Below are 26,031 nucleotides of genomic sequence, written 5' to 3'. Positions count from 1 at the left end.
ATGGCTGTTTGCCTTCGGAATCCGCACCCCGAGCGACCCTTACTCGGCATCAGATTCGCAGGCAACAAGGCCCTATTGATGCATCCACCAAGCCTGTATGTGCTCTGACCTTGTTTTCCAAGGTCATTTGCAGTTAACCCCTTCGTCACCCGTTTCATCCTCATGAACGGGAACCGCAGCGAACGTGTCAAAAAAATGTCAGGCCGTCCGGTATCCGGACGGCCTGACGAGGCTGCGACGGGGGCGTGTGTCTACGCTCAGTGGTTGCGCGGGAACCCGAGGTCGACGCCCGCGGGGGCGTCCGCCGGGTCGGGCCAGCGGGTGGTGACGACCTTGCCGCGGGTGTAGAAGTGCGTGCCGTCGTTGCCGTAGATGTGGTGATCGCCGAAGAGCGAGTCCTTCCAGCCACCGAAGGAGTGGTAGCCCACCGGCACCGGGATCGGCACGTTGACGCCGACCATGCCGGCCTCGATCTCCATCTGGAAGCGGCGGGCGGCGCCGCCGTCCCGGGTGAAGATCGCGGTGCCGTTGCCGAACGGCGAGGCGTTCATCAGCGCCACGCCCTCCTCGTAGGTGTCCACGCGCAGCACGCACAGCACCGGGCCGAAGATCTCGTCCTGGTAGGCCTTGGCGGTCGTGGGCACCTTGTCCAGCAGCGAGATGCCGATCCAGTGGCCGTCCTCGTAGCCCTCCACGGTGTAGCCGGTGCCGTCGAGGACCACCTCGGCGCCCTCGGCGGCCGCGTTCGCGACGTAGGAGGCGACCTTGTCGCGGTGGGCGGCGGTGATCAGCGGGCCCATCTCGGAGGACGGGTCGTTGCCCGGACCGATCTTGATCTTCTCGGCGCGCTCGCGGATCTTCGCCACCAGCTCGTCGCCGATGGAGCCGACCGCGACCAGGGCCGAGACGGCCATGCAGCGCTCGCCGGCGGAGCCGTAGGCGGCGGAGACGGCCGCGTCGGCCGCCGCGTCCAGGTCGGCGTCCGGCAGCACCAGCATGTGGTTCTTGGCTCCGCCCAGGGCCTGCACGCGCTTGCCGTTGGCGGAGGCGGTGGCGTGGATGTACCGGGCGATCGGGGTGGAGCCGACGAAGGAGACGGCCCGCACGTCCGGGTGCTCCAGGAGGCGGTCCACGGCCACCTTGTCGCCGTGCACCACGTTGAACACGCCGTCCGGGAGCCCGGCCTCGGCCAGCAGCTCGGCGATGCGGATCGAGGCCGACGGGTCCTTCTCGCTCGGCTTGAGCACGAAGGTGTTGCCGGTCGCGATGGCGATCGGGAACATCCACATCGGGACCATCGCCGGGAAGTTGAACGGCGTGATGCCGGCGACGACGCCCAGCGGCTGGCGGATCGAGGCCACGTCCACGCGGCTGGCGACCTGGGTGGACAGCTCGCCCTTGAGCTGCACGTTGATGCCGCAGGCCAGGTCCACGATCTCCAGGCCGCGGGCGACCTCGCCGAGCGCGTCGGAGTGCACCTTGCCGTGCTCGGCGGTGATCAGCTCCGCGATCTCGTCCCGGTGCGCGTCCAGCAGCGCCCGGAACTTGAAGAGGATGGTGGTGCGCTGCGCGAGGGAGGACGTGCCCCAGGTCGCGAAGGCGTCCTTCGCGGCGGCGACCGCCGCGTCCACCTCCTCGGCCGTGGCGAACGCGACCTTCGTGGTCACCGCGCCGGTCGCCGGGTCGGTGACCGGCCCGTACGTGCCCGACGCGCCTTCGACGGTCTTCCCGCCGATCCAGTGGTTGACGATCTTCGTCATGCCGACAGACTCCTTACTCACAGATGGCGGCGTCGGGTCGAGACGTGCCGTTCGTACTGCTCACGTGCCCTGACCGCGGCCGACCGGGTCGCGGTCGCGGCCACGGGAACATCCCACCAGGCCTGCGCCTCGGGCGCGCCCGACACAGTGTCGGACGTTTTGGTCTCGACGTAGACACATGTGGGAGTGTCGGCGGCGCGCGCCTCGGCGAGCGCCGTGCGCAGCTCCCCCGACGTCCGGGCCCGCAGCACCCGCATGCCGAGGCTCGCCGCGTTGGCGGCGAGATCGACCGGCAGCGGGGCGCCCGTGTAGGCGCCGTCCCCGGCGCGGAACCGGTACGCGGTGCCGAACCGCTCGCCGCCCACCGCCGCCGAGAGGCCGCCGATGGACGCGTACCCGTGGTTCTGCACCAGCAGCACCTTGATCGCGACTCCCTCCTGTACGGCGGTCACCAGCTCGGTCGGCATCATCAGATACGTGCCGTCGCCGACCAGCGCCCACACGTTCCGCCCGGGGGCCGCCAGCTTCACGCCGAGAGCGGCCGGGATCTCGTAGCCCATGCAGGAGTAGCCGTACTCCAGGTGGTACTGGTCGTGCGACCGCGCCCGCCACAGCTTGTGCAGGTCCCCGGGGAGCGATCCGGCCGCGTTGATCACGATGTCCGACTCGTCCACCACGGCGTCGAGCGCGCCGATGACCTGCGGCTGGGTCGGCGGGTCGGCCGGGTCCGCCGCGAAACAGGCGTCGACGATCCGTTCCCAGCGCTCCTTGCCCGCCGTGTACTCCGCCACGTACGCGGCGTCGGCCCGGTACGCGGACAGCGCCGCGGTCAGCTGCTCCAGGGCGCCGCGGGCGTCCGCCACCAGGGGCAGCGCGGCCAGCTTGTGGCCGTCGTGGGGGGCGATGTTGAGGCTCAGGAAGCGGACGTCCGGGTGGGCGAAGAGGGTGCCGGAGGCGGTGGTGAAGTCGGTGAAGCGGGTACCGACGCCGATGACCAGGTCGGCGGTGCGCGCCAGTTCGTCGGCGGTCGCGGTGCCGGTGTGGCCGATCCCGCCGACGTCCTGCGGGTGGTCGTACCGCAGCGAACCCTTGCCGGCCTGGGTGGAGGCCACCGGGATGCCGGTCGCCGACGCGAACGCGGCGAGGGCCGCCTCGGCGCGGCTGTGGTGGACACCGCCGCCCGCCACGAGCAGGGGCCGGCGCGCCGCGCGGACCGCCTCGGCCGCGCGGGCCAGTTCGACCGGGTCCGCGCCCGGCCGCCGTACGGTCCACACCCGCTCGGCGAAGAACTCCTCGGGCCAGTCGTACGCCTCGGCCTGCACGTCCTGGGGCAGGGCGAGGGTGACGGCCCCGGTCTCCACCGGGTCGGTGAGCACTCGCGCGGCCTGGAGCGCGGCCGGGATCAGGGCCTCCGGGCGGGTGATCCGGTCGAAGTAGCGGGAGACCGGGCGCAGCGCGTCGTTGACCGAGACATCGCCCGCGTACGGCACCTCCAGCTGCTGGAGCACCGGGTCGGCGGGGCGGGTGGCGAAGACGTCGCCGGGGAGCAGCAGGACGGGGAGGTGGTTGACGGTGGCGAGGGCGGCGCCGGTGACCAGGTTGGTGGCGCCGGGCCCGATGGAGGTGGTCACGGCGTGTGTGGACAGGCGGCCCGACTGGCGGGCGTAGCCGACGGCCGCGTGCACCATGGACTGCTCGTTGCGGCCCTGGTGGAAGGGCATCACGTCCGCGTGCTCGACCAGCGCCTGGCCGATGCCCGCGACGTTGCCGTGGCCGAAGACGCCCCAGGTGGCGCCGATCAGCCGCCGCCGCTCGCCGTCGCGTTCGGTGTGCTGGGCGGCGAGGAAGCGGACGAGCGCCTGGGCGACGGTGAGCCGGATCGTCATCGGTAGCCCCCGGTGGTCTCGGTGTGGTCGGGGTGGAACCGGATCCGCCACTCCCGCGTCTCGCCGGGCCCGGCCATGACGTTCAGGTAGTACATGGCGTGTCCCGGCTGGGCGATGGAGGGGCCGTGCCAGCCGTCGGGTACGAGCACCACGTCCCCGGAGCGGACCTCGGCGAGGACGTCGGCGCCGCCCGCGCGGGAGGGGAACACCCGCTGGTAGCCGAGGCCGCCCCGCTCGATCTCGAAGTAGTAGATCTCCTCCAGCTCGCACTCCTCGCCGGGCCGGTGCTCGTCGTGCTTGTGCGGCGGGTACGAGGACCAGTTGCCGCCGGGGGTGAGCACCTCGACGGCGATCAGCCGGTCGCACGCGAAGGTGTCGGCGGCGGCGAAGTTGCGCACCTGGCGGGCGCAGCCGCCGCTGCCGCGCTGTTCGACGGGGACCTCCGGCGCGGGGCCGTAGCGGGCGGGGAGTCGTCGCTCGCACTTCGCTCCTGCCAGGGCGAAGCGGCCTCCCGCGCCGGAGGCGATCTGGACCCGGGCGTCCCGGGGTGCGTACGCGAAGTCGGTGGACCCCGCGAACACGCTCTCCCGGCCCAGGAGTTGGAACTCGTTTCCCTCGATTCGAACGGTACATCCGCCTTCCAGCGGAAGCACGATGTACTCACTGTCCCCGGTGATGAACGTATGGCCACCACCCGGGGGCAGTTCGACGACGCGCAGTGCGCCGTACGTCCACCCGGCCCGCTCGGGGCCGATGTCGACGGCGTACTCGGCGCTCGCGGCGGTGCCCCGCGGCAGATACAGGTCGGTGCTGGTCATACGGCCCTCACAGCAGTCCTACGGCGGTGTCCACGGCGGCGGCCACATCGCCGTCCGCCGGGTACAGCAGCGAGCGGCCGGCCACCAGGCCGCGCACGGTGGGCAGTCGGAGCGCGCCGCGCCACTTCTCGTAGGCGGCGAGCCGTCCTTCGGGCGAGTCGCCTATGTCGCCGCCGAGCAGCACGGCGGGCAGCGTGGACGTCGCCATGACCTCGGCCATGTCGTCGGGGTCGGCGGTGACCGGCACCTTCAGCCAGGTGTAGGCCGAACTGCCGCCGAGACCGGAGGCGATGGCGATGGAGCGGGTGACCGCTTCGGCGGAGAGGTCGTTGACGAGCCGGCCCTCGGGGGTGCGGCGGCAGATGAACGGCTCGACGAAGACCGGCAGCGCGCGTTCCGCCATGGCGTCGACGGCGCGGGCGGCGGACTCCAGGGTGGTCAGCGAGCCGGGGTCGGTGTAGTCGAGGCGCAGCAGCAGCTTGCCCGCGTCGAAGCCGAGGCGGGCGATGTCCTCGGGGCGGTGCCCGGTGAACCGGTCGTCCAGCTCGAAGCTGGCCCCTTGCAGCCCGCCCCGGTTCATCGAGCCCATGACGACCTTGCCGTCCAGGGCGCCGAGCAGCAGCAGGTCGTCCAGGATGTCGGCGGTGGCGAGCACACCGTCCACACCGGGCCGGGACAGGGCGAGGCACAGGCGCTCCAGCAGGTCGGCCCGGTTGGCCATGGCGAGCCCCCGCCCCCCGACGCCGAGCGCCCCACGGGCGGGGTGGTCGGCGGCGACGATCATCAGCCGGCCGTTCTCGTTCAGCAGCGGGCGCCTCACCCGGCGGGCGGCGGCCTCGGCGACGGCCTCGGGGCGCCGGGTGCGCAGGCTGACCAACTCGCCGACGTCCACGCGCGGTCGCCGCGGAGCACCGGCTCTCATCGCACCGCTCCCGCGGCCAGCGCGGCGGCCACCTCGTCGGGGGTGGGCATCGCGGAGGAGCACTCCAGGCGGGAGGCGACGATGGCGCCGGCCGCGTTGGCGTGCCGCATGGTGGTCTCCAGGTCCCAGCCGGCCAGCAGCCCGTGGCACAGGGAGCCGCCGAACGCGTCCCCGGCGCCGAGGCCGTTGAGCACGGTGACGGGCAGCGGCGGCACCTCGGCGCACTCGCCGCGCGCGCTGACCGCGAGGACGCCCTTGGGTCCCTGTTTCACCACGGCGAGTTCGACGCCCGCGGCCAGCAACGCCCGTGCTGCGGCGTGCGGTTCGCGCTCCCCGGTGGCGATCTCCACCTCGTCCAGGTTGCCGACGGCGACGGTGGTGTGGCGCAGGGCCTCGGCGTAGAAGGGGCGGGCCGCGTCCGGGTCGCTCCAGAACATCGGCCGCCAGTCGAGGTCGAAGACGGTGGTGCCGGCCCTGCCCCGGTGCGCGAGGGCGGCGAGGGTGGCCGTGCGGCTGGGTTCCTCGCTGAGCCCGGTGCCGGTCACCCAGAAGATCCGGGCCGCGCGGACGGCGTCCAGGTCCAGCTCGTGGGTGTGGATCTCCAGGTCGGGGGCCTTGGGGCGGCGGTAGAAGTAGAGCGGGAAGTCGTCCGGCGGGAAGATCTCGCAGAAGGTCACCGGGGTGGGCAGTCCGGCGACCGGGGTGACCCAGTGGTCGGCGACGCCGAAGCCGCGCAGCGCCTCGTGCGCGTAGGCGCCGAAGGGGTCGTCGCCAGTGCGGCTGATCACGGCGGCGGTGCGGCCGAGCCGGGCCGCGGCGACCGCCACGTTCGTCGCCGACCCGCCGAGGAACTTGCCGAAGGTCGTCACCCGGGCGAGCGGGACGCCGGCCTGGAGCGGATAGAGGTCCACCCCGATCCGCCCCATGGTGATCAGGTCGTACGCCATCGACTCCCCTTCGTCACGGGCCACCCCGGCTTTGTAGTCCTGCCCACCGAGCCCTGTCAATGTTTTGTCCGGACATTCGGACGATGCGGTGAACGGCGGGTCCGGGGCTCGTCGCGCGCCCTTGCCCGGCCCGGCGCCCGTCCATGCGCGCGCTCGCCGTCGGCTTTGTGCCGGCTGTGTAACGAACACCCGCTTTCCGTCACACATGTCGCGGGTACGCGGGCGGGATGTCACATACGGACGACAGGCACTCACGGTCGGTCACGGTGCGTCGTTGTCCTGGCGCAGGCTTGGTGATCGCCAGCGCAGCGCACGGCCCCCCGACGGCCGCCCCCGGCCGCCGCCGTGGCGCGCGCAGGGAGGTGCAACTCATGACCGACCGCAGGCTCTGGTCCTACAAGGACATCGCGGCGCACATCAAGGTGCAGCCGGACACCGTACGGTCGTACCGCAAGCACGGGCTGCTGCCGCCACCCGACCACGTGGAGGGCGGCAAGCCCTACTGGTACGCCGACACCGTCCGCGCCTGGGTCGCCTCCCGGCCGGGGAGCAGGGGCCGGCGCACCGACTGAACCGCGCCCGAGGGCCCCTCACGCCCAGGGTTCGACGACCGTGACGCCGGCGCCCGGCGCGTCCGCCATCGCGGCGAGCGCCGCCGGGGCCGCGTCGAGACCGATGACGGAGGTCACCAGCAGGTCCGGGCGCAGGGCGCCGGAGCGGACCAGTTCCAGCATGCCGGGGTAGGCGTGGGCGGCCATGCCGTGGCTGCCGAGGAGTTCCAGCTCCAGGGCGATGGCGCGGGCCATCGGCACGGCGGTGGTGCCGTCCGCCGAGGGCAGCAGGCCCACTTGCACGTGCCGGCCGCGGCGGCGCAGGGAGTTCACCGAGGCGGCGCAGGTGACGGGCGACCCGAGGGCGTCCAGCGAGAGGTGGGCGCCGCCACCGGTCAGCTCGCGGACCGCCGCCGCCGGATCCGGCACCGTGCGCGCGTCCAGGCAGTGCGCGGCGCCGAACCGGCGCGCGAGTTCCAGGGCGCCGGGCGAGATGTCGACGGCGATTACCCGCGCCCCTGCCGCCGCCGCGATCATCACCGCGGACAGCCCGACCCCGCCGCAGCCGTGCACCGCGACCCACTGCCCGGCCGCGGCCCGCCCCTGCTGCACCACGGCACGGAAGGCGGTGGCGAAGCGGCAGCCGAGACCCGCGGCGGTGGCGTACGCCATGCCGTCCGGGATCGCCACGAGGTTGACGTCGGCGTGGTCGAGAGCGACGTACTGGGCGAAGGAGCCCCAGTGGCTGAAACCGGGCTGGGTCTGCCGCTCGCACACCTGCTGGTCGCCCGCCGCGCAGGCCGCGCAGGTGCCGCAGGCGCAGACGAAGGGCACGGTGACCCGGTCGCCGGGCCGCCAGCCGGTCACCCGGGCGCCCACCGCCTCGACCACACCGGCGAGTTCGTGGCCGGGCACGTGCGGCAGCACGATGTCCGCGTCGTGGCCCATCCAGCCGTGCCAGTCGCTGCGGCACAGCCCGGTCGCCTCGACCCGCACCACGACCCCGTGCTCCGCGGGCGCCGGGTCCGGCACCTCCCGCACCTCGGCCGGCTTCCCGAACTCCTCGAACAGCACCGCTCTCATGCCTTCACCCTTTCACGCCGGCCGGCGCCGCCCCCGGTCGGCCCGCGTCACGCGGACGGCGCACGAGGACGGCGGCGGGGCGGGACATCTGCCTACAGTGCGGAGGAATCCCCCAGCCGATCCCCGTTCCGCCCAGCCCGAGGGGACGACCACGTGAGCCACCCGCCGCCGCCCGGCGCCCCCAGGGCCCGCATCCCCGGTCCGCAGCAGCCCCTGCCGCCGTTCCCCCGGATCGGCGCGGGACTGTGGCGGCGCTGCCTGGGCGGCGGGCTCGCGGTGTGGGCGGCGACCGCGTGCGTGACCTGGACGACCCGGAGCACCGCCCCGCTGCCCGCGCTGGCGCTGCTCGGCGGCTTCCTGGTGCCGGTGGTCTTCGTGCTCTGGGCGTACGAACGGCACGGCCGCGACCTCGGGGTCAGCGCGGTCCTCGGCTGCTTCCTGGCCGGCGGCGCGCTCGGCGTGCTCGGCGCCGCGCTCGCCGGCTCCTCCGTGCCGCACCCCTCCCCCGACTGGCTGCTGACCGTCGCCCTGGCCGAGGAGGCGGCCAAGCTGGGGGCGCTGGTGTTCACGCTGCGCCGGCAGCCGGGCATCCGCGGCACGCGGGCCGGACTGGTGCTCGGCGCGGCCGTCGGCGTCGGGTTCGCCGCGATGGAGAGCACCGGGTACGCCCTCGCGGCGGCGCTCGCCACCCCCTGGGGCAGGCTGGAGCCGGAGCTGCTGCGCGGGCTGCTCGCGCCCTTCGGGCAGGGCCTGTGGACCGCGGTCACCGGCGGCGCGCTGCTGGCGCTGCGCCGACCGGACGGACGTTTCCGGTACGCCCCGCCGGTCGTCGCCGCGTGCATGGGGGTCTCGCTGCTGCACGCCCTGGCGGACGCCCTGCGCGCCGTCTCGCCCTGGCTGGTCGTCCGGCTGACCGGCCGGGGCGCCGAGCCCGGTCTGTTCGCGTCGGGGTACCCGCCCCAGCCGAGCGCCGCCCAGCAGCACCTGCTCGCCCTGGTGTCCGTGCTCGGCCCGGCGCTCGTCACGCTGGTCGGGGCGGGCTGGGCGCTGTCACTCGTCCGCAGGAATCCCCCTTGGAAAAATACCCCCTAGGGGTATAGTCTGGAGAAGGTGGGGAACCCTCTGGAAACCCGAGCCCCACACGCCACCACGAGGAGCAACGACATGAGCGCCCAGACCGACACCCCGGCCTCCGTCACCACCGTCTACAAGGTGACCGGCATGAGCTGCGGCCACTGTGAGGGATCCGTCTCCGGTGAGATCTCCCAGATCCCCGGCGTCACCTCGGTGAAGGCCGTCGCGTCGAGCGGCGAGGTCACCGTCGTCTCCGAGGCCCCGCTGGACGACGAGGCCGTCCGCGCCGCCGTCGACGAGGCCGGCTTCGAGCTGGCCGGCAAGGCCTGAGCACCACCCGCACCACCTCCTACTTTCCCCGACCGGGCCGTACCGACCAGCTGATACTGGCTCCGTGCGGTCCGGTCCGATGTCTGGAGTCCGGACATGACCAGCACTACCGCGCAGACACCCATAGCCCCGGGTGACGCGCCCTCGGCGTCCGAGGTCGAACTGCTCATCGGCGGGATGACCTGCGCCTCCTGCGCCGCCCGGGTGGAGAAGAAGCTCAACCGGATGGAGGGCGTCAGCGCCACCGTCAACTTCGCCACCGAGAAGGCGAAGGTCAGCTACGGCGCGGGCGTCGAGGTCGCCGACCTGATCGCCACCGTCGTCAGGACGGGCTACACCGCCGAGGAGCCCGCGCCCCCGCGGGCCGAGCCCGAGGCGACGGACGAGGAGACCCCCGGGCCCGACTCCGAACTGGGCGCCCTGCGCCGACGGCTGCTCGTCTCCGTGCTGCTCGCGGCCCCCGTCGTGCTGCTCGCGATGATCCCGGCCCTCCAGTTCGACAACTGGCAGTGGCTGTCGCTGACCCTCGCCTCACCCGTCGTCGTCTGGGGCGGCGCGCCCTTCCACCGCGCCGCCTGGACCAACGCCCGGCACGGCGCGGCCACCATGGACACCCTGGTCTCGGTCGGCACCCTGGCCGCGTTCGGCTGGTCGCTGTGGGCACTGTTCTTCGGCCACGCCGGGATGACCGGCATGCACGACGAGTTCCGCCTCACCGTCTCCCGGATGGACGGCGCGTCCACCATCTACCTGGAGGTCGCCTCCGGCGTCGTCGCGCTGATCCTGCTCGGCCGCTACCTGGAGGCCCGCTCCAAGCGGCGCGCGGGAGCGGCCCTGAAGGCGCTGCTGGAGCTGGGCGCCAAGGACGTGGCGGTGCTGCGGGAGGGCCGAGAGGTGCGCGTGCCCGTCTCCTCCCTGGCGGTCGGCGACCGGTTCGTCGTACGGCCCGGCGAGAAGGTCGCCACCGACGGCACCGTGGTCGAGGGCGTCTCCGCGGTCGACGCCTCCATGCTGACCGGCGAGTCGGTGCCGGTGGACGTCGGCCCCGGCGACCAGGTCACCGGCGCCACGGTCAACGCGGGCGGCCGGCTCGTCGTGGCGGCCACCCGGGTCGGCGCCGACACCCAGCTCGCCCGGATGGCGAAGCTGGTGGAGGACGCGCAGAACGGCAAGGCCGAGGTGCAGCGGCTCGCCGACCGGGTCTCCGCCGTGTTCGTGCCCGTGGTCATCCTGATCGCGCTCGCCACCTTCGGCGTCTGGCTGGGCGTCACCGGGGACGCGGTCTCCGCGTTCACCGCCGCCGTCGCCGTGCTGATCATCGCCTGCCCGTGCGCGCTGGGCCTCGCCACGCCGACCGCGCTGATGGTCGGCACCGGGCGCGGCGCCCAGCTCGGCATCCTGATCAAGGGCCCGGAGGTCCTGGAGTCCACCCGCCGCGTCGACACCGTCGTCCTGGACAAGACCGGCACCGTCACCACCGGCCGGATGACCCTCCAGGCGGTGTACACCGCGGACGGCGAGGACGAGAAGGAGCTGCTGCGCCTCGCGGGCGCCCTGGAGCACGCCTCCGAGCACCCGGTCGCCCGCGCCATCGCGGCGGGCGCCGAGGAACGCGCCGGCGCGCTGCCGGCGGTCGAGCACTTCGAGAACGTGCCCGGGCGGGGTGTGCGCGGGCGCGTGGACGGCCGCGAGGTGGCCGTGGGACGCCTGTACGAGGACGTTCCCGAGGACCTGGCCCGCGCGGCGCGGGAGGCCGAGCGGGAGGGCCGTACGGCCGTCCTGGCGGGCTGGGACGGGCGGGCCCGCGGGGTCCTCGCGGTCGCCGACGCGATCAAGGAGACCAGCGCCGAGGCGATCCGCGAACTGCGCGCCCTCGGGCTCACGCCGGTGCTGCTGACCGGGGACAACCGGACGGTCGCCGAGTCGGTCGCGAAGGCCGTCGGCATCGACGCGGAGCACGTGTACGCGGAGGTGCTGCCCGAGGACAAGGTGGACGTGGTCCGCCGGCTGCGGCGCGAGGGGCGTGCGGTGGCCATGGTGGGCGACGGCGTCAACGACGCGGCCGCCCTCGCCACCGCCGATCTGGGCCTCGCCATGGGTACCGGCACGGACGCGGCGATCGAGGCCGGCGACCTGACCCTGGTGCGGGGCGACCTGCGCACGGCGGCGGACGCGATCCGGCTCTCCCGGCGCACCCTGGCCACGATCAAGGGCAACCTGGTGTGGGCCTTCGGTTACAACGTGGCCGCGCTGCCGCTGGCCGCGGCCGGGCTGCTGAACCCGATGATCGCGGGCGCGGCGATGGCCTTCTCCTCGGTGTTCGTGGTGACCAACAGCCTGCGGCTGCGCCGCTTCCGCTGAAGTTGGGCCACAAGTCCCCCTAGAGACGGGCGCGAGCCTCACATAAGCTCTTCACAAGGCTCGCGCATCTTCCTTACGCAAGGGCTCCGTTCGCCATAACGGGGCTCTTGCGCATGAAAAGGACATATGCAAGAGACGCAGATCACAGTGATGTGAACGTAACCATCGAAGGGGTTCGAAGGTCTAAGTTGGCGATGTCGGATCGGCGTCTTGGGGGGCGCTGACCCGGCATCTGGGGATGTCTTGGGGGACTTCCCCGGAGATGCGTTGCCGGGGCACGTACACCGGGAAGCTTTGAGCGGCCCTCCCGGCGTGCGATGTCCCGGCAGACCGCACCCGACAGCGATTCAGGCGCTGTCCTCTCGAGCGCCCGGCCCGGATCCCGTGGGGGGAATCCGCACCGGGACATGGGAAGGCGCCCTGGTCGCCGGCCCGTGGGGGGACCGGCGTCTCAGGGCGCCTTCTGCTTGTGCGCGTCGGGACCGGTGGCGTCACGGCCGCCGGAACACTTCAGGGCCCGCCCTCTCGGGCAGGCCCTGTGAGCCGGTGCGCTCAGCACTCCCCGGCGCCACCCAAGGCACCGACGGGGCGCGCGGCACGGGCCGCCGAGAAGGGGGCACCGGACGCGGCGCCCCCACCGGCAGGTGTCAGCGCTCCTCGACCGGCACGAAGTCGCGCTCGACGACGCCCGTGTAGATCTGGCGCGGGCGGCCGATGCGGGAGCCCGGCTCCTTGATCATCTCGGTCCACTGGGCGATCCAGCCCGGCAGCCGGCCGAGGGCGAACAGGACCGTGAACATCTCGGTCGGGAAGCCCATGGCCCGGTAGATCAGACCGGTGTAGAAGTCCACGTTGGGGTACAGCTTGCGCTCGACGAAGTAGTCGTCGGAGAGCGCGTGCTCCTCCAGCTTGAGGGCGATGTCGAGCAGCTCGTCCGACTTGCCCAGCGCGGAGAGGACGTCGTGCGCGGCGGCCTTGATGATGCGGGCGCGCGGGTCGAAGTTCTTGTAGACCCGGTGGCCGAAGCCCATCAGGCGGACGCCGTCCTCCTTGTTCTTCACCTTGCGGATGAAGGTGTCGACGTCGGAGCCCGAGTCGCGGATGCCTTCGAGCATCTCCAGCACGGACTGGTTGGCGCCGCCGTGCAGCGGGCCCCACAGCGCGTTGATGCCGGCCGAGATCGACGCGAACATGTTGGCCTGCGAGGAGCCGACCAGGCGGACCGTGGAGGTCGAGCAGTTCTGCTCGTGGTCGGCGTGCAGGATCAGCAGCTTGTCCAGCGCGGAGACGACGACCGGGTCCAGCTCGTACTCGTCGGCCGGCACCGAGAAGGTCATGCGCAGGAAGTTCTCGACGTAGCCGAGGTCGTTGCGCGGGTAGACGAACGGGTGACCGATCGACTTCTTGTACGCGTACGCCGCGATGGTCGGCAGCTTGGCGAGCAGCCGGATCGTGGAGAGGTTGCGCTGCTTCTCGTCGAACGGGTTGTGGCTGTCCTGGTAGAAGGTGGACAGCGCCGACACGACCGAGGACAGCATGGCCATCGGGTGGGCGTCGCGCGGGAAGCCCTTGTAGAAGTTCTTGACGTCCTCGTGCAGCAGCGTGTGCCGCGTGATGTCGTCCTTGAACGTCGTCAGCTCGTCGACGGTGGGCAGCTCGCCGTTGATCAGCAGGTACGCCACCTCCAGGAAGGTGGAGCGCTCTGCCAGCTGCTCGATGGGGTAGCCGCGGTAGCGGAGGATGCCCGCCTCGCCGTCGAGGTAGGTGACCGCGGATTTATAGGCGGCGGTGTTGCCGTACCCGCTGTCCAGGGTCACCAGCCCGGTCTGGGCGCGCAGCTTCCCGATGTCGAAGCCCTTGTCGCCGACGGTGCTGTCGACCACCGGGTAGGTGTACTCGCCGTCGCCGTACCGCAGTACTACAGAGTTGTCGCTCACGTCTTCCCTCACCGACGTAGTGCCTCATCTTCGAGGTGCCCTGACTGTCTCTACCATCCCCCATTTGGCTCAGGAGAGTGCACTCGGGGTCGACCATTGGGCCTATTGGCGGCACTCAGTGCCGCCAACCTGCTCATCCTGCCCCCTCGGAGGGGCATCTGGAAGTGCTCTGTGACCTTCACGACTCATTTGATCGATCATTTTTCGCGATGAGCCGGAAGTCCAGCGCCGTACACCGCCGTCCGGCCGACACCGTGCGCACCGCCTGGCCGATCGCCCGGCGCGAACCGACCAGCACGACCAGCCGTTTGGCCCGGGTGACGGCGGTGTAGAGCAGGTTCCGCTGAAGCATCATCCATGCTCCCGTGGTGACGGGAATCACCACGGCGGGATATTCACTTCCCTGCGAGCGATGGATGGTCACCGCGTACGCGTGCGCCAGTTCGTCCAGTTCGTCGTATTCGTACGGGACCTCCTCGTCCTCGTCCGTCAGCACCGTCAGGCGCTGGTCGACCGGATCGAGCGCGGTGACGACGCCCACGGTGCCGTTGAACACACCGTTCTTCCCTTTTTCGTAATTGTTCCGGATCTGGGTCACCTTGTCGCCGACCCGGAAGACCCGCCCGCCGAACCGCTTCTCGGGCACGTCCGGCCGCCCCGGGGTGATGGCCTGCTGGAGCAGCCCGTTGAGGGTGCCGGCCCCGGCGGGCCCCCGGTGCATCGGCGCGAGCACCTGCACGTCGCGCCGCGGATCGAGCCCGAACCGCGCCGGGATCCGCCGCGCCGCCACGTCCACGGTGAGCCGTCCGGCCTCCTCCGTGTCGTCCTCCACGAAGAGGAAGAAGTCCTTCAGCCCGTCGGTGAGGGGAGGCCGCCCGGCGTTGATCCGGTGCGCGTTGGTGACCACACCGGACTGCTGGGCCTGCCGGAAGACCCGGGTGAGCCGGACGGCGGGGACGGGGCTGCCGTCGGCGAGCATGTCCCGCAGCACCTCGCCGGCACCGACGCTGGGCAACTGGTCGACGTCCCCGACGAAGAGGAGGTGCGCGCCGGGCGGCACGGCCTTGACGAGCTTATTGGCGAGCAGCAGGTCCAGCATGGACGCCTCGTCCACGACGACGAGGTCCGCGTCGAGCGGCCGGTCCCGGTCGTACGCCGCGTCTCCCCCGGGCTTCAGCTCCAGCAGCCGGTGCACGGTGGACGCCTCCGCCCCGGTCAGCTCGGCCAGCCGCTTGGCGGCCCGCCCGGTCGGCGCGGCGAGCAGCACCTTGGCCCGCTTGGCCCGGGCCAGCTCCACGATCGAGCGCACGGTGAAGGACTTGCCGCAGCCGGGGCCGCCGGTGAGCACGGCGACCTTCCTGGTGAGCGCCAGCCGGACCGCGGCCTCCTGCTCGGGCGCGAGGTCCGCGCCGGTACGGGTCCGCAGCCAGCCGAGGGCCTTCGCCCAGTCCACGTCCTGGAAGCCGGGCATGCGGTCCTGGTCGGTGCGCAGGAGGCGCAGCAGCTGGGCGGAGAGGGAGATCTCGGCGCGGTGGAAGGGCACGAGGTAGACGGCGGTGACGGGCTCGGTGCCGTCGGGTCCGGGCACCTTCTCGCGCACCACGCCGGGGTCGGTGCCGTCCTCCGGCTCCCGGGCCAGCTCGGCGAGGCATTCGATGACGAGCCCGGTGTCCACCTGGAGCAGCTTGACGGCGTCGGCGATCAGCCGCTCCTCGGGCAGGAAGCAGTTGCCCTGGTCGGCGGATTGCGAGAGGGCGTACTGGAGACCGGCCTTGACGCGCTCCGGGCTGTCGTGGGGGATGCCCACGGACTGGGCGATCTTGTCGGCGGTGAGGAACCCGATGCCCCAGACGTCGGCGGCGAGCCGGTAGGGGTTCGTCCGGACGACGTCGATCGAGCCGTCGCCGTACTTCTTGTAGATCCGCACGGCGATGGAGGTGGACACCTCGACGGTCTGGAGGAAGAGCATGACCTCCTTGATCGCCTTCTGCTCCTCCCAGGCGTCGGCGATCTTCCTGGTCCGCTTGGGCCCGAGCCCTGGCACCTCGATCAGCCGCTCGGGCTCCTCCTCGATGACGCGCAGGGTGTCCAGACCGAAGTGCCGGGTGATCCGGTCGGCGAAGACGGGCCCGATCCCCTTGACGAGCCCGGACCCGAGGTAGCGCCGCATGCCCTGGACGGTGGCGGGCAGCAGGGTCGAGTAGTTCTCGACCAGGAACTGCTTGCCGTACTGCGGGTGCGTGCCCCAGCGCCCCTCCATCCGCAGGGACTCCCCCACCTGGGCGCCGAGCAACGCGCCGACGACGGTGAGCAGTTCCGCGCCGCCTCTGCCGGTGTCCACCCGGGCGACGGTGTACCCGCTCTCCTCGTTGGCGTACGTGATCCGCTCCAGCACACCTTCGAGCACGGCCGTCCGCCGCTCACCGGCCTGGGTCCCCGCCTGTCGAACCATGGTCCGACGGTACCGGCGGGGGGTGACAGCGGATGCCGGCGGTGACCGCACACCGACGCCCGACATCATTTTCCTCCGGCATATGCGACTTCTTGCGCTCCGGCTCGTTGGTCACGTCGTACGACAGGAGGGGTGCCGATGGTCGGGTCGTCGCATGAGGCGTTGCACCGGATCTCCGGTCGAGCGAGGGTGAAGACGGTCCAGTACTTCTGGCGCCACCCGCTGGCCGAGCAGGTCCGGGAGGAAGGCCGGGAAGAAGGCCGGGAAGAAGGCCGGGAGGAAGGCTGGGAAAAGGGGCTGGAAGAGGGGCGCATCGAGGCCTGCCGGCGGATGGTCCTCCATCTCCTCGAATGGCGCCGCATCCCCGTCCCCGACGCCGCCCGCGAGCGCATCGAGACCTGCACCGACCTGGGCCGGCTGGAGGCCTGGGCCGAGCGGGCCGTACACGCGGCGGATGCCGGGGAGTTGTTCATCGCGGGGTGAGACCGCCGCTCGCGGCGAAGCGCGGTCGCATCGGACCGCGCCAGGGGGGCGTCGGGCACCGTGACGCCCCTCGCCTCCTCGCCCCCAAGGTCCGCCGCCGGAGGATCTCGGGCCGCTCGGGCCGGACCAACCCTCGGTGCCGTCACCCCCGGAGCATGTCTACGCCGCCACGGGAACGAAGGCGGAACCGCTCGGCGGGGAAGGCCGGCCCGCTCCAGGATGCCGAGCGGCTCGGCGCACTTCACCCAGGCGGTCAACCCGGCCATCGCTTTCACGCCAGGTCACGATTGGGTTTCGGCCACCCCCCACCCCCTTGTCACCGCTCATGTAATCGATTCCAATCGTTTCTCGCGTCTCGATGTAATCGATTCCAAGCGTCACGAGTTCACAAGGAGGTGGGCCGGAGGTGGCGAGCATCAAGGATGTCGCCGCCGCGGCGGGCGTGTCCGTCGCGACGGTCTCGCGGGTGCTGAACGCGCATCCGTCGGTCAGCGCGGACGCCCGCGGCCGCGTGCTGGCCGCCGTCGAGGCGCTCGGGTACCGGCCGAACGCCGTCGCCCGTTCGCTGCGCACCGACCAGACGCACACCCTCGGCCTCGTCATCAGCGACGTGCTGAACCCGTACTTCACCGAGCTGGCCCGCTCCGTGGAGGAAGAGGCCCGGGCGCTCGGGTACAGCGTGATCATCGGGAACGCCGACGAGCGGCCCGACCTCCAGGACCACCACGTGCGCAATCTGCTGGACCGGCGGATCGACGGGCTGCTGGTGTCCCCGACCGACGGCGGTTCGCCGCTGATGCTGGACGCGGCGCGGGCCGGCACCCCCATGGTCTTCGTGGACCGCTGGATCCCCGGCGTCGACGTCCCCGTCGTACGCGCCGACGGACGCGCCGCCGTGCAGGACCTCGTGGCGCACCTGTACCGGCTGGGCCACCGGCGGGTCGCGATCATCGCGGGACCGGCGGCCACCACGACCGGCAGCGAGCGGGTCGAGGCGTTCCGGGCCGCGCTGGCCGAGTACGGGCTGTCCCTCCCCGACGTCCACATCGGCCAGGGCGACTTCCAGGCGGCCAGCGGGCGCCGGGTCACCGAGGGCTTCCTCGACCTGCCCGAGCCGCCGGACGCCGTCTTCGCGGCCGACAACCTGATGGCGCTCGGCGCCCTCGACGCCGTCCGCGCCCGCGGGCTGCGGGTGCCGGACGACATCGCGCTCGCCGCGTTCGACGACATCCCGTGGTTCGTGCACACCGATCCTCCGGTCACCGCGATCGCCCAGCCCACGGGCGAGCTGGGCCGGGCCGCCGTACGGGCCCTGGTGGACCGGATCGAGGGGCGGCCGGCCGCGTCCGTCACCCTCGCCGCCCGGCTCGTCGTACGCCGCTCCTGCGGTGAGACACCGGAGAAGGCCCGCATCATCCCCACCCCGCCCCTCCCCCCAGTGCAAAGGAGCACGCCGTGAGCAACCCGGACGAGTTGCTGCGCATCGAGGGCATACGCAAGACCTTTCCCGGCGTGGTCGCGCTCGACGGTGTCGACTTCGACCTGCGCCGTGGCGAGGTGCATGTGCTGCTCGGTGAGAACGGCGCCGGCAAGAGCACGCTGATCAAGATGCTCTCCGGTGCCTATACGCCCGACTCCGGGCGGATCCTCGTGGGCGGTGAGGAGGTGCGCATCCACGGTGCGCAGGACTCCGAGCGGCTCGGGATCGCCACCATCTACCAGGAGTTCAACCTCGTCCCGGATCTGACGGTCGCCGAGAACATCTTCCTCGGCCGCCAGCCGCGCCGGTTCGGGATGATCGACCGGGGGCGCATGGAGGCCGACGCCGCCAAGCTGCTCGAACGGGTCGGGGTGCGGGTCTCGCCGCGTGCCCGGGTGCGCGAACTCGGCATCGCCCGGCTCCAGATGGTGGAGATCGCCAAGGCGCTGAGCCTGGACGCGCGGGTGCTGATCATGGACGAGCCGACCGCCGTGCTGACCTCGGAGGAGGTCGAGAAGCTGTTCGCCATCGTGCGGCAGCTGCGCGCGGACGGGGTGGGCATCGTGTTCATCACCCACCACCTCGACGAGATCGCCGCCCTCGGCGACCGCGTCACCGTCATCCGGGACGGGAAGAGCGTCGGGCAGGTGCCCGCCTCCACCCCCGAGGACGAACTCGTACGGCTCATGGTGGGGCGCTCCATCGAGCAGCAGTACCCGCGCAAACGCCCCGAGAAGGGCGCCGCGTTGCTCAGTGTCGAGGGGCTCACCCGCGACGGTGTCTTCCACGACGTGAGCTTCGAGGTGCACGCCGGTGAGGTCGTCGGCATCGCCGGGCTCGTGGGCGCCGGGCGGACCGAGGTGGTGCGGGCCGTGTTCGGCGCGGACCCGTACGACGACGGCACCGTGAAGGTCGGCGGCAACGCGCTCCGGCGCTTCGACGTGAACGCAGCGATGGCGGCCGGGATCGGGCTCGTGCCCGAGGACCGCAAGGGGCAGGGGCTCGTCCTCGACGCCTCGGTCGAGGAGAACCTGGGTCTGGTGACCATGCGCTCGGCGTCCCGGGCGGGACTGGTCGACCGCAAGGCGCAGCACGTGGCGGCCGAGCGGATCGCCGCGCAGCTGGGCGTGCGGATGGCCGGACTCGGCCAGCACGTGCGCACGCTGTCCGGCGGCAACCAGCAGAAGGTCGTCATCGGCAAGTGGCTGCTGGCGGACACCAAGGTGCTGATCCTCGACGAGCCGACGCGTGGCATCGACGTCGGCGCCAAGGTCGAGATCTACCAGCTGATCAACGAGCTGACCGCGGCCGGCGCCGCCGTGCTGATGATCTCCAGCGATCTGCCCGAGGTGCTCGGCATGAGCGACCGGGTGCTGGTGATGGCCCAGGGCCGGATCGCCGGAGAACTCGCGGCCGACGAGGCCACCCAGGACGCCGTGATGGCGCTCGCCGTATCCACCCCCACCGCTGAGAAGGAGGCCACCCGTGGCCGCTGACACGCTCAAGAGCACGACGGGCGCGAGTGGCGCCCCGGGCGGCCTGCGCCGGCTGCTGCTCGACAACGGCGCGCTGACCGCGCTGATCGTCCTGGTCATCGCCCTGTCGGCGCTGTCCGGCGACTTCCTGACGACGGACAACCTGCTGAACATCGGCGTCCAGGCAGCCGTGACGGCCATCCTGGCCTTCGGTGTCACCTTCGTGATCGTCGCGGCGGGCATCGACCTGTCCGTGGGCTCGGTGGCCGCGCTGTCGGCGACCGTGCTGGCCTGGAGCGCCACCCAGCACGGGGTACCGGTCGCGCTGGCCGTCGTCCTCGCGGTCGCCACGGGCGTGGCGGCCGGTCTGGTGAACGGCTTCCTGATCGCCTACGGCAAGCTGCCGCCGTTCATCGCGACGCTGGCGATGCTGTCGGTGGGCCGCGGTCTGGCGCTGGTGATCTCCGGCGGTGTGCCGATCCCGTTCCCGGACTCGGTCTCGCACCTCGGTGACACCCTCGGCGACTGGCTGCCGGTGCCGGTGCTGGTCATGATCGTGATGGGGCTGCTGGCCGCGTTCGTGCTCGGCCGTACCTACATCGGCCGCTCGATGTACGCGATCGGCGGCAACGAGGAGGCCGCGCGCCTGTCGGGCCTGCGGGTGAAGAAGCAGAAGCTCGCGATCTACGCGCTGTCCGGTGTGTTCGCCGCGGTGGCCGGCATTGTGCTGGCCTCCCGGCTGTCCTCCGCGCAGCCGCAGGCCGCCGACGGCTACGAGCTGGACGCGATCGCCGCGGTCGTGATCGGCGGGGCCTCGCTCGCGGGCGGCACCGGCAAGGCGTCGGGCACCCTGGTCGGCGCGCTGATCCTCGCGGTGCTGCGCAACGGCCTCAACCTGCTCAACGTCTCGGCGTTCTGGCAGCAGGTCGTGATCGGTGTGGTCATCGCGCTGGCGGTGCTGCTCGACACGGTGCGCCGCAAGGCGGGCGCCACCCCGGTCACCAGCGGTGGCGGCGGCAACAAGGGCAAGCAGGCGGCGACGTACGGGCTCGCGGCCGTGGTGACGGTGGCGATCGTCGGCGCGACCTCGTTCCTGCACAACGGCTCCTCGTCCTCGGACAAGCCGAAGATGGGTCTGTCACTGTCCACCCTCAACAACCCGTTCTTCGTGCAGATCCGCTCCGGCGCGCAGGCCGAGGCGAAGAAGCTGGGCGTGGACCTGACGGTGACCGACGCGCAGAACGACGCCTCGCAGCAGGCCAACCAGCTCCAGAACTTCACCAGTTCGCACCTGGGCGCGATCATCGTCAACCCGGTGGACTCGGACGCGGCGAGCAACTCGGTCAAGGCCGCCGACAAGGCGAACATCCCGGTCATCGCGGTCGACCGCGGCGTCAACAAGGCGGATGTGAACGCCCTGGTGGCCTCGGACAACATCGCCGGTGGTGAGCAGGCGGCCAAGACGATCGCCGAGAAGCTGGGCGGCAAGGGCAAGATCGTGATCCTCCAGGGGCAGGCGGGCACCTCGGCGGCGCGGGAGCGCGCGCAGGGCTTCGCCAACGGCCTCAAGGCCTACCCGGGCATCAAGGTGGTGGCTCAGCAGCCGGCCGACTTCGACCGCACCAAGGGCCTCGACGTGATGTCCAACCTGCTCCAGGCCCACCCGGACGTGCAGGGCGTGATCGCCGCCAACGACGAGATGGCGCTCGGCGCGATCAAGGCCCTGGGGTCCAAGGCCGGTACGTCGGTGCCGGTGGTCGGCTTCGACGGCACCCCCGACGGCCTGAAGGCGGTCAAGGCGGGCACGCTCTACGCCTCCGTCGCCCAGCAGCCGACCCAGCTCGGCCGGATCGCCGTGGACAACGCGCTCAAGGCGACCCAGGGCAAGAAGGTGGAGCAGATGGTGAAGGTGCCGGTGAAGGTGGTCACGAAGGACAACGTGGCCGGCTTCAGCGGCTGACGGAAGAAGACGCGGAAGACTCGGGCGGGCGGTCGTACACCACAGGTGGCGGCCGTCCGCCCCGGTTCATCTCTCATGGGAGTCAAGTCATGTACGACTACGACCTGTTGGTCGTGGGCTCGGCCAACGCCGACCTGGTGATCGGTGTCGAACGGCGGCCGGGTGCCGGTGAGACGGTGCTCGGTTCGGACCTGTCCGTGCACCCCGGCGGCAAGGGCGCCAACCAGGCGGTGGCCGCCGCCCGGCTCGGGGCCCGTACGGCCTTGCTGGCCCGGGTCGGCGACGACGGCCACGGCCGGCTGCTGCTCGACTCCCTGCGCTCGGCCGGGGTGGACCCGGCGGGCGTGCTGGCCGGCGGGGCGCCCACCGGTGTCGCGCTGATCACCGTCGACCCGTCCGGCGACAACAGCATCGTGGTGTCGCCGGGTGCCAATGCCCGCCTCACCCCCGCGGACGTGCGGGCGGCCGAGGGGCTGCTGCGCGCCTCCCGCGTGGTCTCCGCCCAGCTGGAGATCCCGCTGGAGACGGTCGAGGAGGTGGTGCGCGGACTGCCTACCGGCACCCGGTTCGTGCTGAACCCGTCCCCGCCGCGCCCGCTGCCCGCGGAGGTGCTGGCGGCCTGCGACCCGCTGATCGTCAACGAGCACGAGGCGCGGGTGCTCCTGGGCGGGGCCGGGGCGGGCGAGGAGCCCGAGGACTGGGCGCGGGGGCTGCTGGCCCTGGGCCCGCGCTCGGTGGTGGTGACGCTCGGCGCCGAGGGCGCGCTGGTGCACGACGGCTCGGGCGCGACCCGGGTGGCGTCGGTGAAGGTCGACGCGGTGGACACCACGGGCGCCGGCGACGCGTTCACGGCGGCGCTGGCGTGGCGGCTGGGCACGGGGGCGAGCCTCGCGGAGGCGGCCGGGTACGCGGCGCGCGTCGGCGCGGCGGCCGTGACGAAGCCGGGGGCGCAGGAGTCGTACCCGACGGCCGAGGAGGTCCGGGCGCTGTGAAGAAGGCGGGCATCCTCAATCGTCATCTGGCCGGTGCGCTCGCCGAGTTGGGGCACACCGACGGGGTTCTGGTGTGCGACGCGGGCATGCCGGTCCCGGACGGTCCGCGCGTGGTGGACCTTGCCTTCCGGGCCGGGGTGCCGTCCTTCGCGGAGGTCCTGGACGGTCTGCTGGACGAGCTGGTGGTCGAGGGGGCGACGGCGGCGCGGGAGCTGCGCGGGGCCCATCGGGAGCTGCTGGAGCGGCGGTTGCCCGGCCTGGCCTACGTGCCCCACGAGCGGCTCAAGGAGCTGTCGGCGGGGGCCCGGCTGATCGTCCGCACCGGCGAGGCCAGTCCGTACGCCAATGTGCTGCTGCGGTGCGGGGTGTTCTTCTGAGCCCCGGAGGTCCGCAAGTCCGCTGACCGCTGCGGTTGTTGAGCGACCGGCCGGTCCGGTGCTTGACTTGCCCGGTGACTGCCATCGAGGGAGCGACCGCTGTCGACGCGCTCGGGCCGGTGATCGGCCGGCACCAGATCGACCACCGCAAGCGGTGGGTGAACGCCGCCTGGGCCCTGCTCGTCGCGGTGCCCTCGGGCTGGCTGGGGGTGTGGGGCCTGGCCGCCGCCGGGGAGGGGTCCGCCGGCGCCAACCGGGCGATCGGCCTGCTGATCGGCCTCGCGGTGGGCGCCGTGTGGGTCGCGGTGACACAGATCGTCCGGGCGCTGCGCGGCGAGCCCGGCGAGTACATCGAGGTGCGGGAGCTGGGCCTGGTCCACGGGTCCCGGCGGGGAGCCGCCGGCTGGACCTGGGACCGCGTCACCTCCCTCCACGTCGAGGGCGACGCCGTGAACCGCGTCGCGACCCGGCTCGGCAACGGCTACCGCATCGAGATCGGCTTCGACGACGGCCGCCGACTGCGGGCGGACGGCCTCACCGCGTACGCCGCCGACCTCGGGCGCGTGCTGCTGGCCCGGTGCCCGCAGGTCGCCCTGCGCCCGCGGGTCCCCTGGTGGGGCAGGGCGGGCGGGTGGCTGCTGGTCTGGGCGGCGCTCTGCCTGCTGGGGATCGTGGGGCAGATCCTCTACATCGTCGGCCATCCCGACCACGTGCACCGGGTACGGACCGCCCTGGGCATGGCCACGGTGACCGACGCGCCGGGCATCAGCGACACGGGATACGTCCTGCTGACCTTCGGCATGCTGCTGTGCTTCGTCGCCGCGGTCACCTTCGTCGTCCTCTTCGTGCGGGGCCGGGCGTACCGCCGGTTGTCCGCCCGCTGAGCCTGGCCGCCCGCGCCTCCAGATACCGCTGCTCGGCAAGACTGGCCGTGGCCTTGGCGGCGCGTCGGTAGTGGTCGTACGCCCCCCGCGTGTCCCCCGTCCTCTCCAGCAGGTGCGCCCGGACCGACAGCAGCCGGTGGTGGCGGGCCATGCGGGTGTCGCCGTCCAGGGTGGCGAGGAGGGCGAGCCCGGCCTCGGGCCCCGCGGTCTCCGCGAGGGCGACGGCGCGGTTGAGGGTGACCATGGGATTGGGCGCGATGCGCTCCAGGATCAGGTAGAGGGCGTACACCTGGGCCCAGTTGGTCTCCTCGGCCCTGGGCGCGTCGGCGTGGGTGGCGGCGATGGCGGCCTGGAGGGCGTAGGGACCGAGGGAGGGTCCGGCCAGCGCCGTCCTGACCAGTGCGGTGCCCTCCTCGATCTGTGCGCGGTCCCAGGCCGTACGGTCCTGCTCCGCGAGCGGGACCAGGTCGCCCGAGGGAGTGGTACGAGCCGTGCGGCGGGCGTCGGTCAGCAGCATCAGGGCGAGCAGCCCGGTGACCTCGTCGTCCTCGGGGAGCCGGGCGTGCACGGCCCGGGTGAGCCGGATGGCCTCGTGCGCGAGGTCGGGACGGTCGAGGCGGCTGCCCGAGGTGGCGGTGTAGCCCTCGTTGAAGATCAGGTAGAGCACGTGCAGGACGACCGGCAGCCGCTCCCGCGGTACCGGTCCGTCCGGCGGGGCGAAGGTGCCGCCCGCCGCCCTGATCCGCTGCTTGGCCCGGCTGATCCGGGCCGCCGTCGTGGCCTCCGGCACCAGGAAGGCGCCGGCGATCTCGGCCGTGGTCAGGCCGCCCACGGCCCGCAGGGTCAGCGCGGTCTGGGAGGCCGGGGTCAGCGCCGGGTGGCAGCACAGGAACAGCAGGAGCAGGGTGTCGTCGGTGTCCGGCACCTCTCCGGGGGCGACCTCGGCGGCGGTCGCGGCCTCCCGCTCCCGGCGGGCGATGTCGCTGCGCGCCTGGTCGGCCAGCCGGCGGGAGGCGACCGTGGTCAGCCAGCCGCGCGGGTTGCCGGGCACGCCCTCGGCCGGCCACCGCGCGGTGGCGGCGAGGACGGCCTCCTGCACGGCGTCCTCGCAGTCCTCGAACCGGCCGTGCCGGCGGACGAGCGCGCCGAGGACCCGCGGCGCGAGGTCGCGCAGCAGGTCCTCGGTGCCCGGCGCCGGGCCGGGGTCGCTCACGCCTCCAGCCGTCCGCACTCGAACATCACCTGGCGCACCTCGACCCCGAGGCCCTCGATCGCGGCGTCCGGGATCATCGCGGCCAGTTCGACCGCCCGGTCCCGGTCCTCGCAGTCGACCAGGTAGTAGCCGCCCAGGTGCTCCTTGGCCTCCAGGAAGGGGCCGTCGGTGACGACGGTCCGGCCGCCGCGCACGGTGACGACGGCGGACTGGGACGGGTCGGCCAGCGCCTGTGTGGTGACCAGCTCGCCGGACTCCTTCAGCGCCTCGATGAACGCGCCGTGGCCCTCCTGGACCGCGGCCTTCTCCTCGGCGGTCAGGGCGTCCAGCACGGCGGGGTCGATGTGCAGGGCGATCAGGAACTGCATGTCGTACTCCTCATGGTTCACGGGCCCCTGCCGGGCCCTTCACCCTGTGGTCGGAGCCGCGGCGGACTTCTTGACATCCTCCGGCACGGGTTCCGGGAAATTCCCCAGCCGGGCGCCCCTGCTCTCCGCGATCCGTCTGACCTCCGTCAGGGACTCGACGAGCCGCCGGATCAGGTAGTGCAGCTCCTCGCCGGTCAGTTTCTGCCCCTCTTCGGCGAGGAGCCCGGAGGTGTGCTCCAACAGGCTGCCCGCCATGCCGAGTTGTACGTTCTCGACCTGGTCCGCGACGCGGGAGACGTACCCGGTGCCGTCGCCGACGAGGTAGCAGGGCTTCCCCTCCGAACCGGTCCAGGGAAGCAGACGTTCGTTCACGCGTAGGTCTCCAGGAGGTCGAGGTAGGGGCGGACGAGCGGGCTGTCCTCGCCGCGGAGGGGGGCTTCGCCCTGCCGGTACGCCGTGGGGCCGCCGACGTAGGGGCACGAGTACGACGGGTACGCCGGCCCACGGCGCCGCCGGCGTCCGCGGGCGGGCAGGAGGAGCCTCAGCAAGGGCTCGACCAGCCGGGTCAGGAGTTGGGCCATGCCGACCTGCCTTCTTATCTCGGGTGACTGCGGTGTGTGGTGATCCGGTCACAGAGTGGGGCGGCGATGGCTAGGCTTGCCAGGGGTGGGGGGTTGA

Annotated in this window: 23 protein-coding genes; 11 read left to right on the top strand and 12 right to left on the bottom strand. The window is 72.4% G+C overall.

What is annotated here, in order from left to right:
• Window positions 1-257 precede the first annotated feature (257 nt).
• The 5 genes from mmsA to iolC are packed head-to-tail and all read right to left on the bottom strand — an operon-like array spanning window position 258 to window position 6,333.
• Window positions 258-1,760 (bottom strand): CoA-acylating methylmalonate-semialdehyde dehydrogenase, encoded by a 1,503-nt coding sequence (gene mmsA, locus HZZ00_RS04555; RefSeq protein WP_180331000.1) that lies wholly within the window; start codon window positions 1,758-1,760, stop codon window positions 258-260.
• Between the two features lie 17 nt (window positions 1,761-1,777).
• A complete protein-coding gene (gene iolD, locus HZZ00_RS04550) occupies window positions 1,778-3,646 on the bottom strand; it encodes a 3D-(3,5/4)-trihydroxycyclohexane-1,2-dione acylhydrolase (decyclizing) (RefSeq protein WP_180330999.1) in 1,869 nt (622 codons plus the stop codon).
• The gene (gene iolB, locus HZZ00_RS04545) at window positions 3,643-4,464 is read right to left on the bottom strand and encodes a 5-deoxy-glucuronate isomerase (protein WP_180330998.1); all 822 of its coding nucleotides are present in this window, start codon (window positions 4,462-4,464) and stop codon (window positions 3,643-3,645) included. Before iolB ends, iolD begins: the two co-directional genes overlap by 4 nt.
• A 7-nt stretch (window positions 4,465-4,471) precedes the next feature.
• Entirely contained in the window at window positions 4,472-5,386 is a 915-nt protein-coding gene (locus HZZ00_RS04540; RefSeq protein ID WP_180330997.1) for a deoxyribose-phosphate aldolase, read from the bottom strand.
• Window positions 5,383-6,333: a 5-dehydro-2-deoxygluconokinase gene (iolC, locus tag HZZ00_RS04535; RefSeq protein ID WP_180333385.1), complete on the bottom strand. Its 951-nt coding sequence runs from the start codon at window positions 6,331-6,333 to the stop codon at window positions 5,383-5,385. Before iolC ends, HZZ00_RS04540 begins: the two co-directional genes overlap by 4 nt.
• Before the next feature lie 371 nt (window positions 6,334-6,704).
• Between iolC and HZZ00_RS04530 the strand changes: the two genes are divergently transcribed.
• Window positions 6,705-6,905, top strand: coding sequence for an AlpA family transcriptional regulator (locus tag HZZ00_RS04530; RefSeq protein ID WP_180330996.1), 201 nt, complete (start codon window positions 6,705-6,707; stop codon window positions 6,903-6,905).
• 18 nt (window positions 6,906-6,923) lie between these two features.
• Here HZZ00_RS04530 and HZZ00_RS04525 read toward each other — a convergent pair whose 3' ends face one another.
• Entirely contained in the window at window positions 6,924-7,967 is a 1,044-nt protein-coding gene (locus HZZ00_RS04525; RefSeq protein ID WP_180330995.1) for a zinc-dependent alcohol dehydrogenase family protein, read from the bottom strand.
• 153 nt (window positions 7,968-8,120) lie between these two features.
• Here HZZ00_RS04525 and HZZ00_RS04520 point away from each other — a divergent pair, with 153 nt between their 5' ends.
• The 3 genes from HZZ00_RS04520 to HZZ00_RS04510 all read left to right on the top strand — a co-directional run bounded on the left by HZZ00_RS04520 (window position 8,121) and on the right by HZZ00_RS04510 (window position 11,732).
• Window positions 8,121-9,059: a PrsW family glutamic-type intramembrane protease gene (locus tag HZZ00_RS04520; RefSeq protein ID WP_180330994.1), complete on the top strand. Its 939-nt coding sequence runs from the start codon at window positions 8,121-8,123 to the stop codon at window positions 9,057-9,059.
• Between the two features lie 72 nt (window positions 9,060-9,131).
• Window positions 9,132-9,371 (top strand): heavy-metal-associated domain-containing protein, encoded by a 240-nt coding sequence (locus HZZ00_RS04515; RefSeq protein WP_180330993.1) that lies wholly within the window; start codon window positions 9,132-9,134, stop codon window positions 9,369-9,371.
• A 96-nt stretch (window positions 9,372-9,467) separates the two neighbouring features.
• The gene (locus HZZ00_RS04510; RefSeq protein ID WP_180330992.1) at window positions 9,468-11,732 is read left to right on the top strand and encodes a cation-translocating P-type ATPase; all 2,265 of its coding nucleotides are present in this window, start codon (window positions 9,468-9,470) and stop codon (window positions 11,730-11,732) included.
• 647 nt (window positions 11,733-12,379) lie between these two features.
• Here HZZ00_RS04510 and HZZ00_RS04505 read toward each other — a convergent pair.
• Both HZZ00_RS04505 and HZZ00_RS04500 read right to left on the bottom strand, forming a co-directional pair.
• The gene (locus HZZ00_RS04505) at window positions 12,380-13,669 is read right to left on the bottom strand and encodes a citrate synthase (RefSeq protein WP_070027445.1); all 1,290 of its coding nucleotides are present in this window, start codon (window positions 13,667-13,669) and stop codon (window positions 12,380-12,382) included.
• A gap of 178 nt (window positions 13,670-13,847) precedes the next feature.
• On the bottom strand, window positions 13,848-16,121 hold the full coding sequence (locus HZZ00_RS04500; protein ID WP_180330991.1) for an ATP-dependent RecD-like DNA helicase: 2,274 nt from the start codon (window positions 16,119-16,121) through the stop codon (window positions 13,848-13,850).
• A 138-nt stretch (window positions 16,122-16,259) separates the two neighbouring features.
• Here HZZ00_RS04500 and HZZ00_RS04495 point away from each other — a divergent pair, with 138 nt between their 5' ends.
• The 7 genes from HZZ00_RS04495 (at window position 16,260) to HZZ00_RS04465 (ending at window position 23,772) form a co-directional block, all read left to right on the top strand.
• Window positions 16,260-16,604 (top strand): Yae1 family protein, encoded by a 345-nt coding sequence (locus HZZ00_RS04495; RefSeq protein WP_180333384.1) that lies wholly within the window; start codon window positions 16,260-16,262, stop codon window positions 16,602-16,604.
• A 406-nt stretch (window positions 16,605-17,010) separates the two neighbouring features.
• On the top strand, window positions 17,011-18,063 hold the full coding sequence (locus HZZ00_RS04490) for a LacI family DNA-binding transcriptional regulator (protein WP_180330990.1): 1,053 nt from the start codon (window positions 17,011-17,013) through the stop codon (window positions 18,061-18,063).
• Complete coding sequence (locus tag HZZ00_RS04485; RefSeq protein ID WP_180330989.1) at window positions 18,060-19,580, top strand: sugar ABC transporter ATP-binding protein; 1,521 nt, start codon at window positions 18,060-18,062, stop codon at window positions 19,578-19,580. Before HZZ00_RS04490 ends, HZZ00_RS04485 begins: the two co-directional genes overlap by 4 nt.
• Window positions 19,570-21,519 (top strand): substrate-binding domain-containing protein, encoded by a 1,950-nt coding sequence (locus tag HZZ00_RS04480; RefSeq protein ID WP_180330988.1) that lies wholly within the window; start codon window positions 19,570-19,572, stop codon window positions 21,517-21,519. Before HZZ00_RS04485 ends, HZZ00_RS04480 begins: the two co-directional genes overlap by 11 nt.
• 89 nt (window positions 21,520-21,608) lie before the next feature.
• Window positions 21,609-22,511, top strand: coding sequence for a ribokinase (locus HZZ00_RS04475; RefSeq protein ID WP_180330987.1), 903 nt, complete (start codon window positions 21,609-21,611; stop codon window positions 22,509-22,511).
• On the top strand, window positions 22,508-22,888 hold the full coding sequence (rbsD, locus tag HZZ00_RS04470) for a D-ribose pyranase (RefSeq protein ID WP_180330986.1): 381 nt from the start codon (window positions 22,508-22,510) through the stop codon (window positions 22,886-22,888). Before HZZ00_RS04475 ends, rbsD begins: the two co-directional genes overlap by 4 nt.
• A 74-nt stretch (window positions 22,889-22,962) precedes the next feature.
• Window positions 22,963-23,772, top strand: a complete 810-nt coding sequence (locus HZZ00_RS04465) for a hypothetical protein (protein WP_180330985.1) — start codon at window positions 22,963-22,965, stop codon at window positions 23,770-23,772.
• Here HZZ00_RS04465 and HZZ00_RS04460 read toward each other — a convergent pair.
• Genes HZZ00_RS04460 through HZZ00_RS04445 form a run of 4 tightly spaced genes read right to left on the bottom strand, consistent with a single transcriptional unit; the run spans window position 23,714 to window position 25,934 of the window.
• The gene (locus tag HZZ00_RS04460) at window positions 23,714-24,985 is read right to left on the bottom strand and encodes an RNA polymerase sigma factor (RefSeq protein WP_180330984.1); all 1,272 of its coding nucleotides are present in this window, start codon (window positions 24,983-24,985) and stop codon (window positions 23,714-23,716) included. The two genes, HZZ00_RS04465 and HZZ00_RS04460, sit on opposite strands and share 59 nt — an antisense overlap.
• A complete protein-coding gene (locus HZZ00_RS04455; RefSeq protein ID WP_180330983.1) occupies window positions 24,982-25,353 on the bottom strand; it encodes a YciI family protein in 372 nt (123 codons plus the stop codon). Before HZZ00_RS04455 ends, HZZ00_RS04460 begins: the two co-directional genes overlap by 4 nt.
• 39 nt (window positions 25,354-25,392) lie before the next feature.
• Window positions 25,393-25,725, bottom strand: coding sequence for a hypothetical protein (locus HZZ00_RS04450; RefSeq protein ID WP_257585653.1), 333 nt, complete (start codon window positions 25,723-25,725; stop codon window positions 25,393-25,395).
• Complete coding sequence (locus HZZ00_RS04445; RefSeq protein ID WP_180330982.1) at window positions 25,722-25,934, bottom strand: hypothetical protein; 213 nt, start codon at window positions 25,932-25,934, stop codon at window positions 25,722-25,724. The genes HZZ00_RS04450 and HZZ00_RS04445 overlap by 4 nt, the downstream gene beginning before the upstream one ends.
• Window positions 25,935-26,031 lie beyond the last annotated feature (97 nt).

The sequence above is a fragment of the Streptomyces sp. NEAU-sy36 genome (assembly GCF_013423905.1).
Lineage (GTDB): Bacteria > Actinomycetota > Actinomycetes > Streptomycetales > Streptomycetaceae > Streptomyces > Streptomyces misionensis.
This window is presented reverse-complemented; position numbering and strand designations above follow the sequence as displayed.

What these genes read in the sequence shown, in the direction of transcription:
- HZZ00_RS04475 (WP_180330987.1), top strand. Translation starts at nt 21,609, where the DNA reads ATGTACGACTACGACCTGTTGGTCGTGGGCTCGGCCAACGCCGACCTG.
- HZZ00_RS04445 (WP_180330982.1), bottom strand. Translation starts at nt 25,934, where the DNA reads ATGGCCCAACTCCTGACCCGGCTGGTCGAGCCCTTGCTGAGGCTCCTC.
- iolB (WP_180330998.1), bottom strand. Translation starts at nt 4,464, where the DNA reads ATGACCAGCACCGACCTGTATCTGCCGCGGGGCACCGCCGCGAGCGCC.
- HZZ00_RS04510 (WP_180330992.1), top strand. Translation starts at nt 9,468, where the DNA reads ATGACCAGCACTACCGCGCAGACACCCATAGCCCCGGGTGACGCGCCC.
- mmsA (WP_180331000.1), bottom strand. Translation starts at nt 1,760, where the DNA reads ATGACGAAGATCGTCAACCACTGGATCGGCGGGAAGACCGTCGAAGGC.
- HZZ00_RS04500 (WP_180330991.1), bottom strand. Translation starts at nt 16,121, where the DNA reads ATGGTTCGACAGGCGGGGACCCAGGCCGGTGAGCGGCGGACGGCCGTG.
- HZZ00_RS04495 (WP_180333384.1), top strand. Translation starts at nt 16,260, where the DNA reads ATGGTCGGGTCGTCGCATGAGGCGTTGCACCGGATCTCCGGTCGAGCG.
- HZZ00_RS04530 (WP_180330996.1), top strand. Translation starts at nt 6,705, where the DNA reads ATGACCGACCGCAGGCTCTGGTCCTACAAGGACATCGCGGCGCACATC.
- HZZ00_RS04525 (WP_180330995.1), bottom strand. Translation starts at nt 7,967, where the DNA reads ATGAGAGCGGTGCTGTTCGAGGAGTTCGGGAAGCCGGCCGAGGTGCGG.
- HZZ00_RS04515 (WP_180330993.1), top strand. Translation starts at nt 9,132, where the DNA reads ATGAGCGCCCAGACCGACACCCCGGCCTCCGTCACCACCGTCTACAAG.
- HZZ00_RS04540 (WP_180330997.1), bottom strand. Translation starts at nt 5,386, where the DNA reads ATGAGAGCCGGTGCTCCGCGGCGACCGCGCGTGGACGTCGGCGAGTTG.
- iolD (WP_180330999.1), bottom strand. Translation starts at nt 3,646, where the DNA reads ATGACGATCCGGCTCACCGTCGCCCAGGCGCTCGTCCGCTTCCTCGCC.
- iolC (WP_180333385.1), bottom strand. Translation starts at nt 6,333, where the DNA reads ATGGCGTACGACCTGATCACCATGGGGCGGATCGGGGTGGACCTCTAT.
- HZZ00_RS04455 (WP_180330983.1), bottom strand. Translation starts at nt 25,353, where the DNA reads ATGCAGTTCCTGATCGCCCTGCACATCGACCCCGCCGTGCTGGACGCC.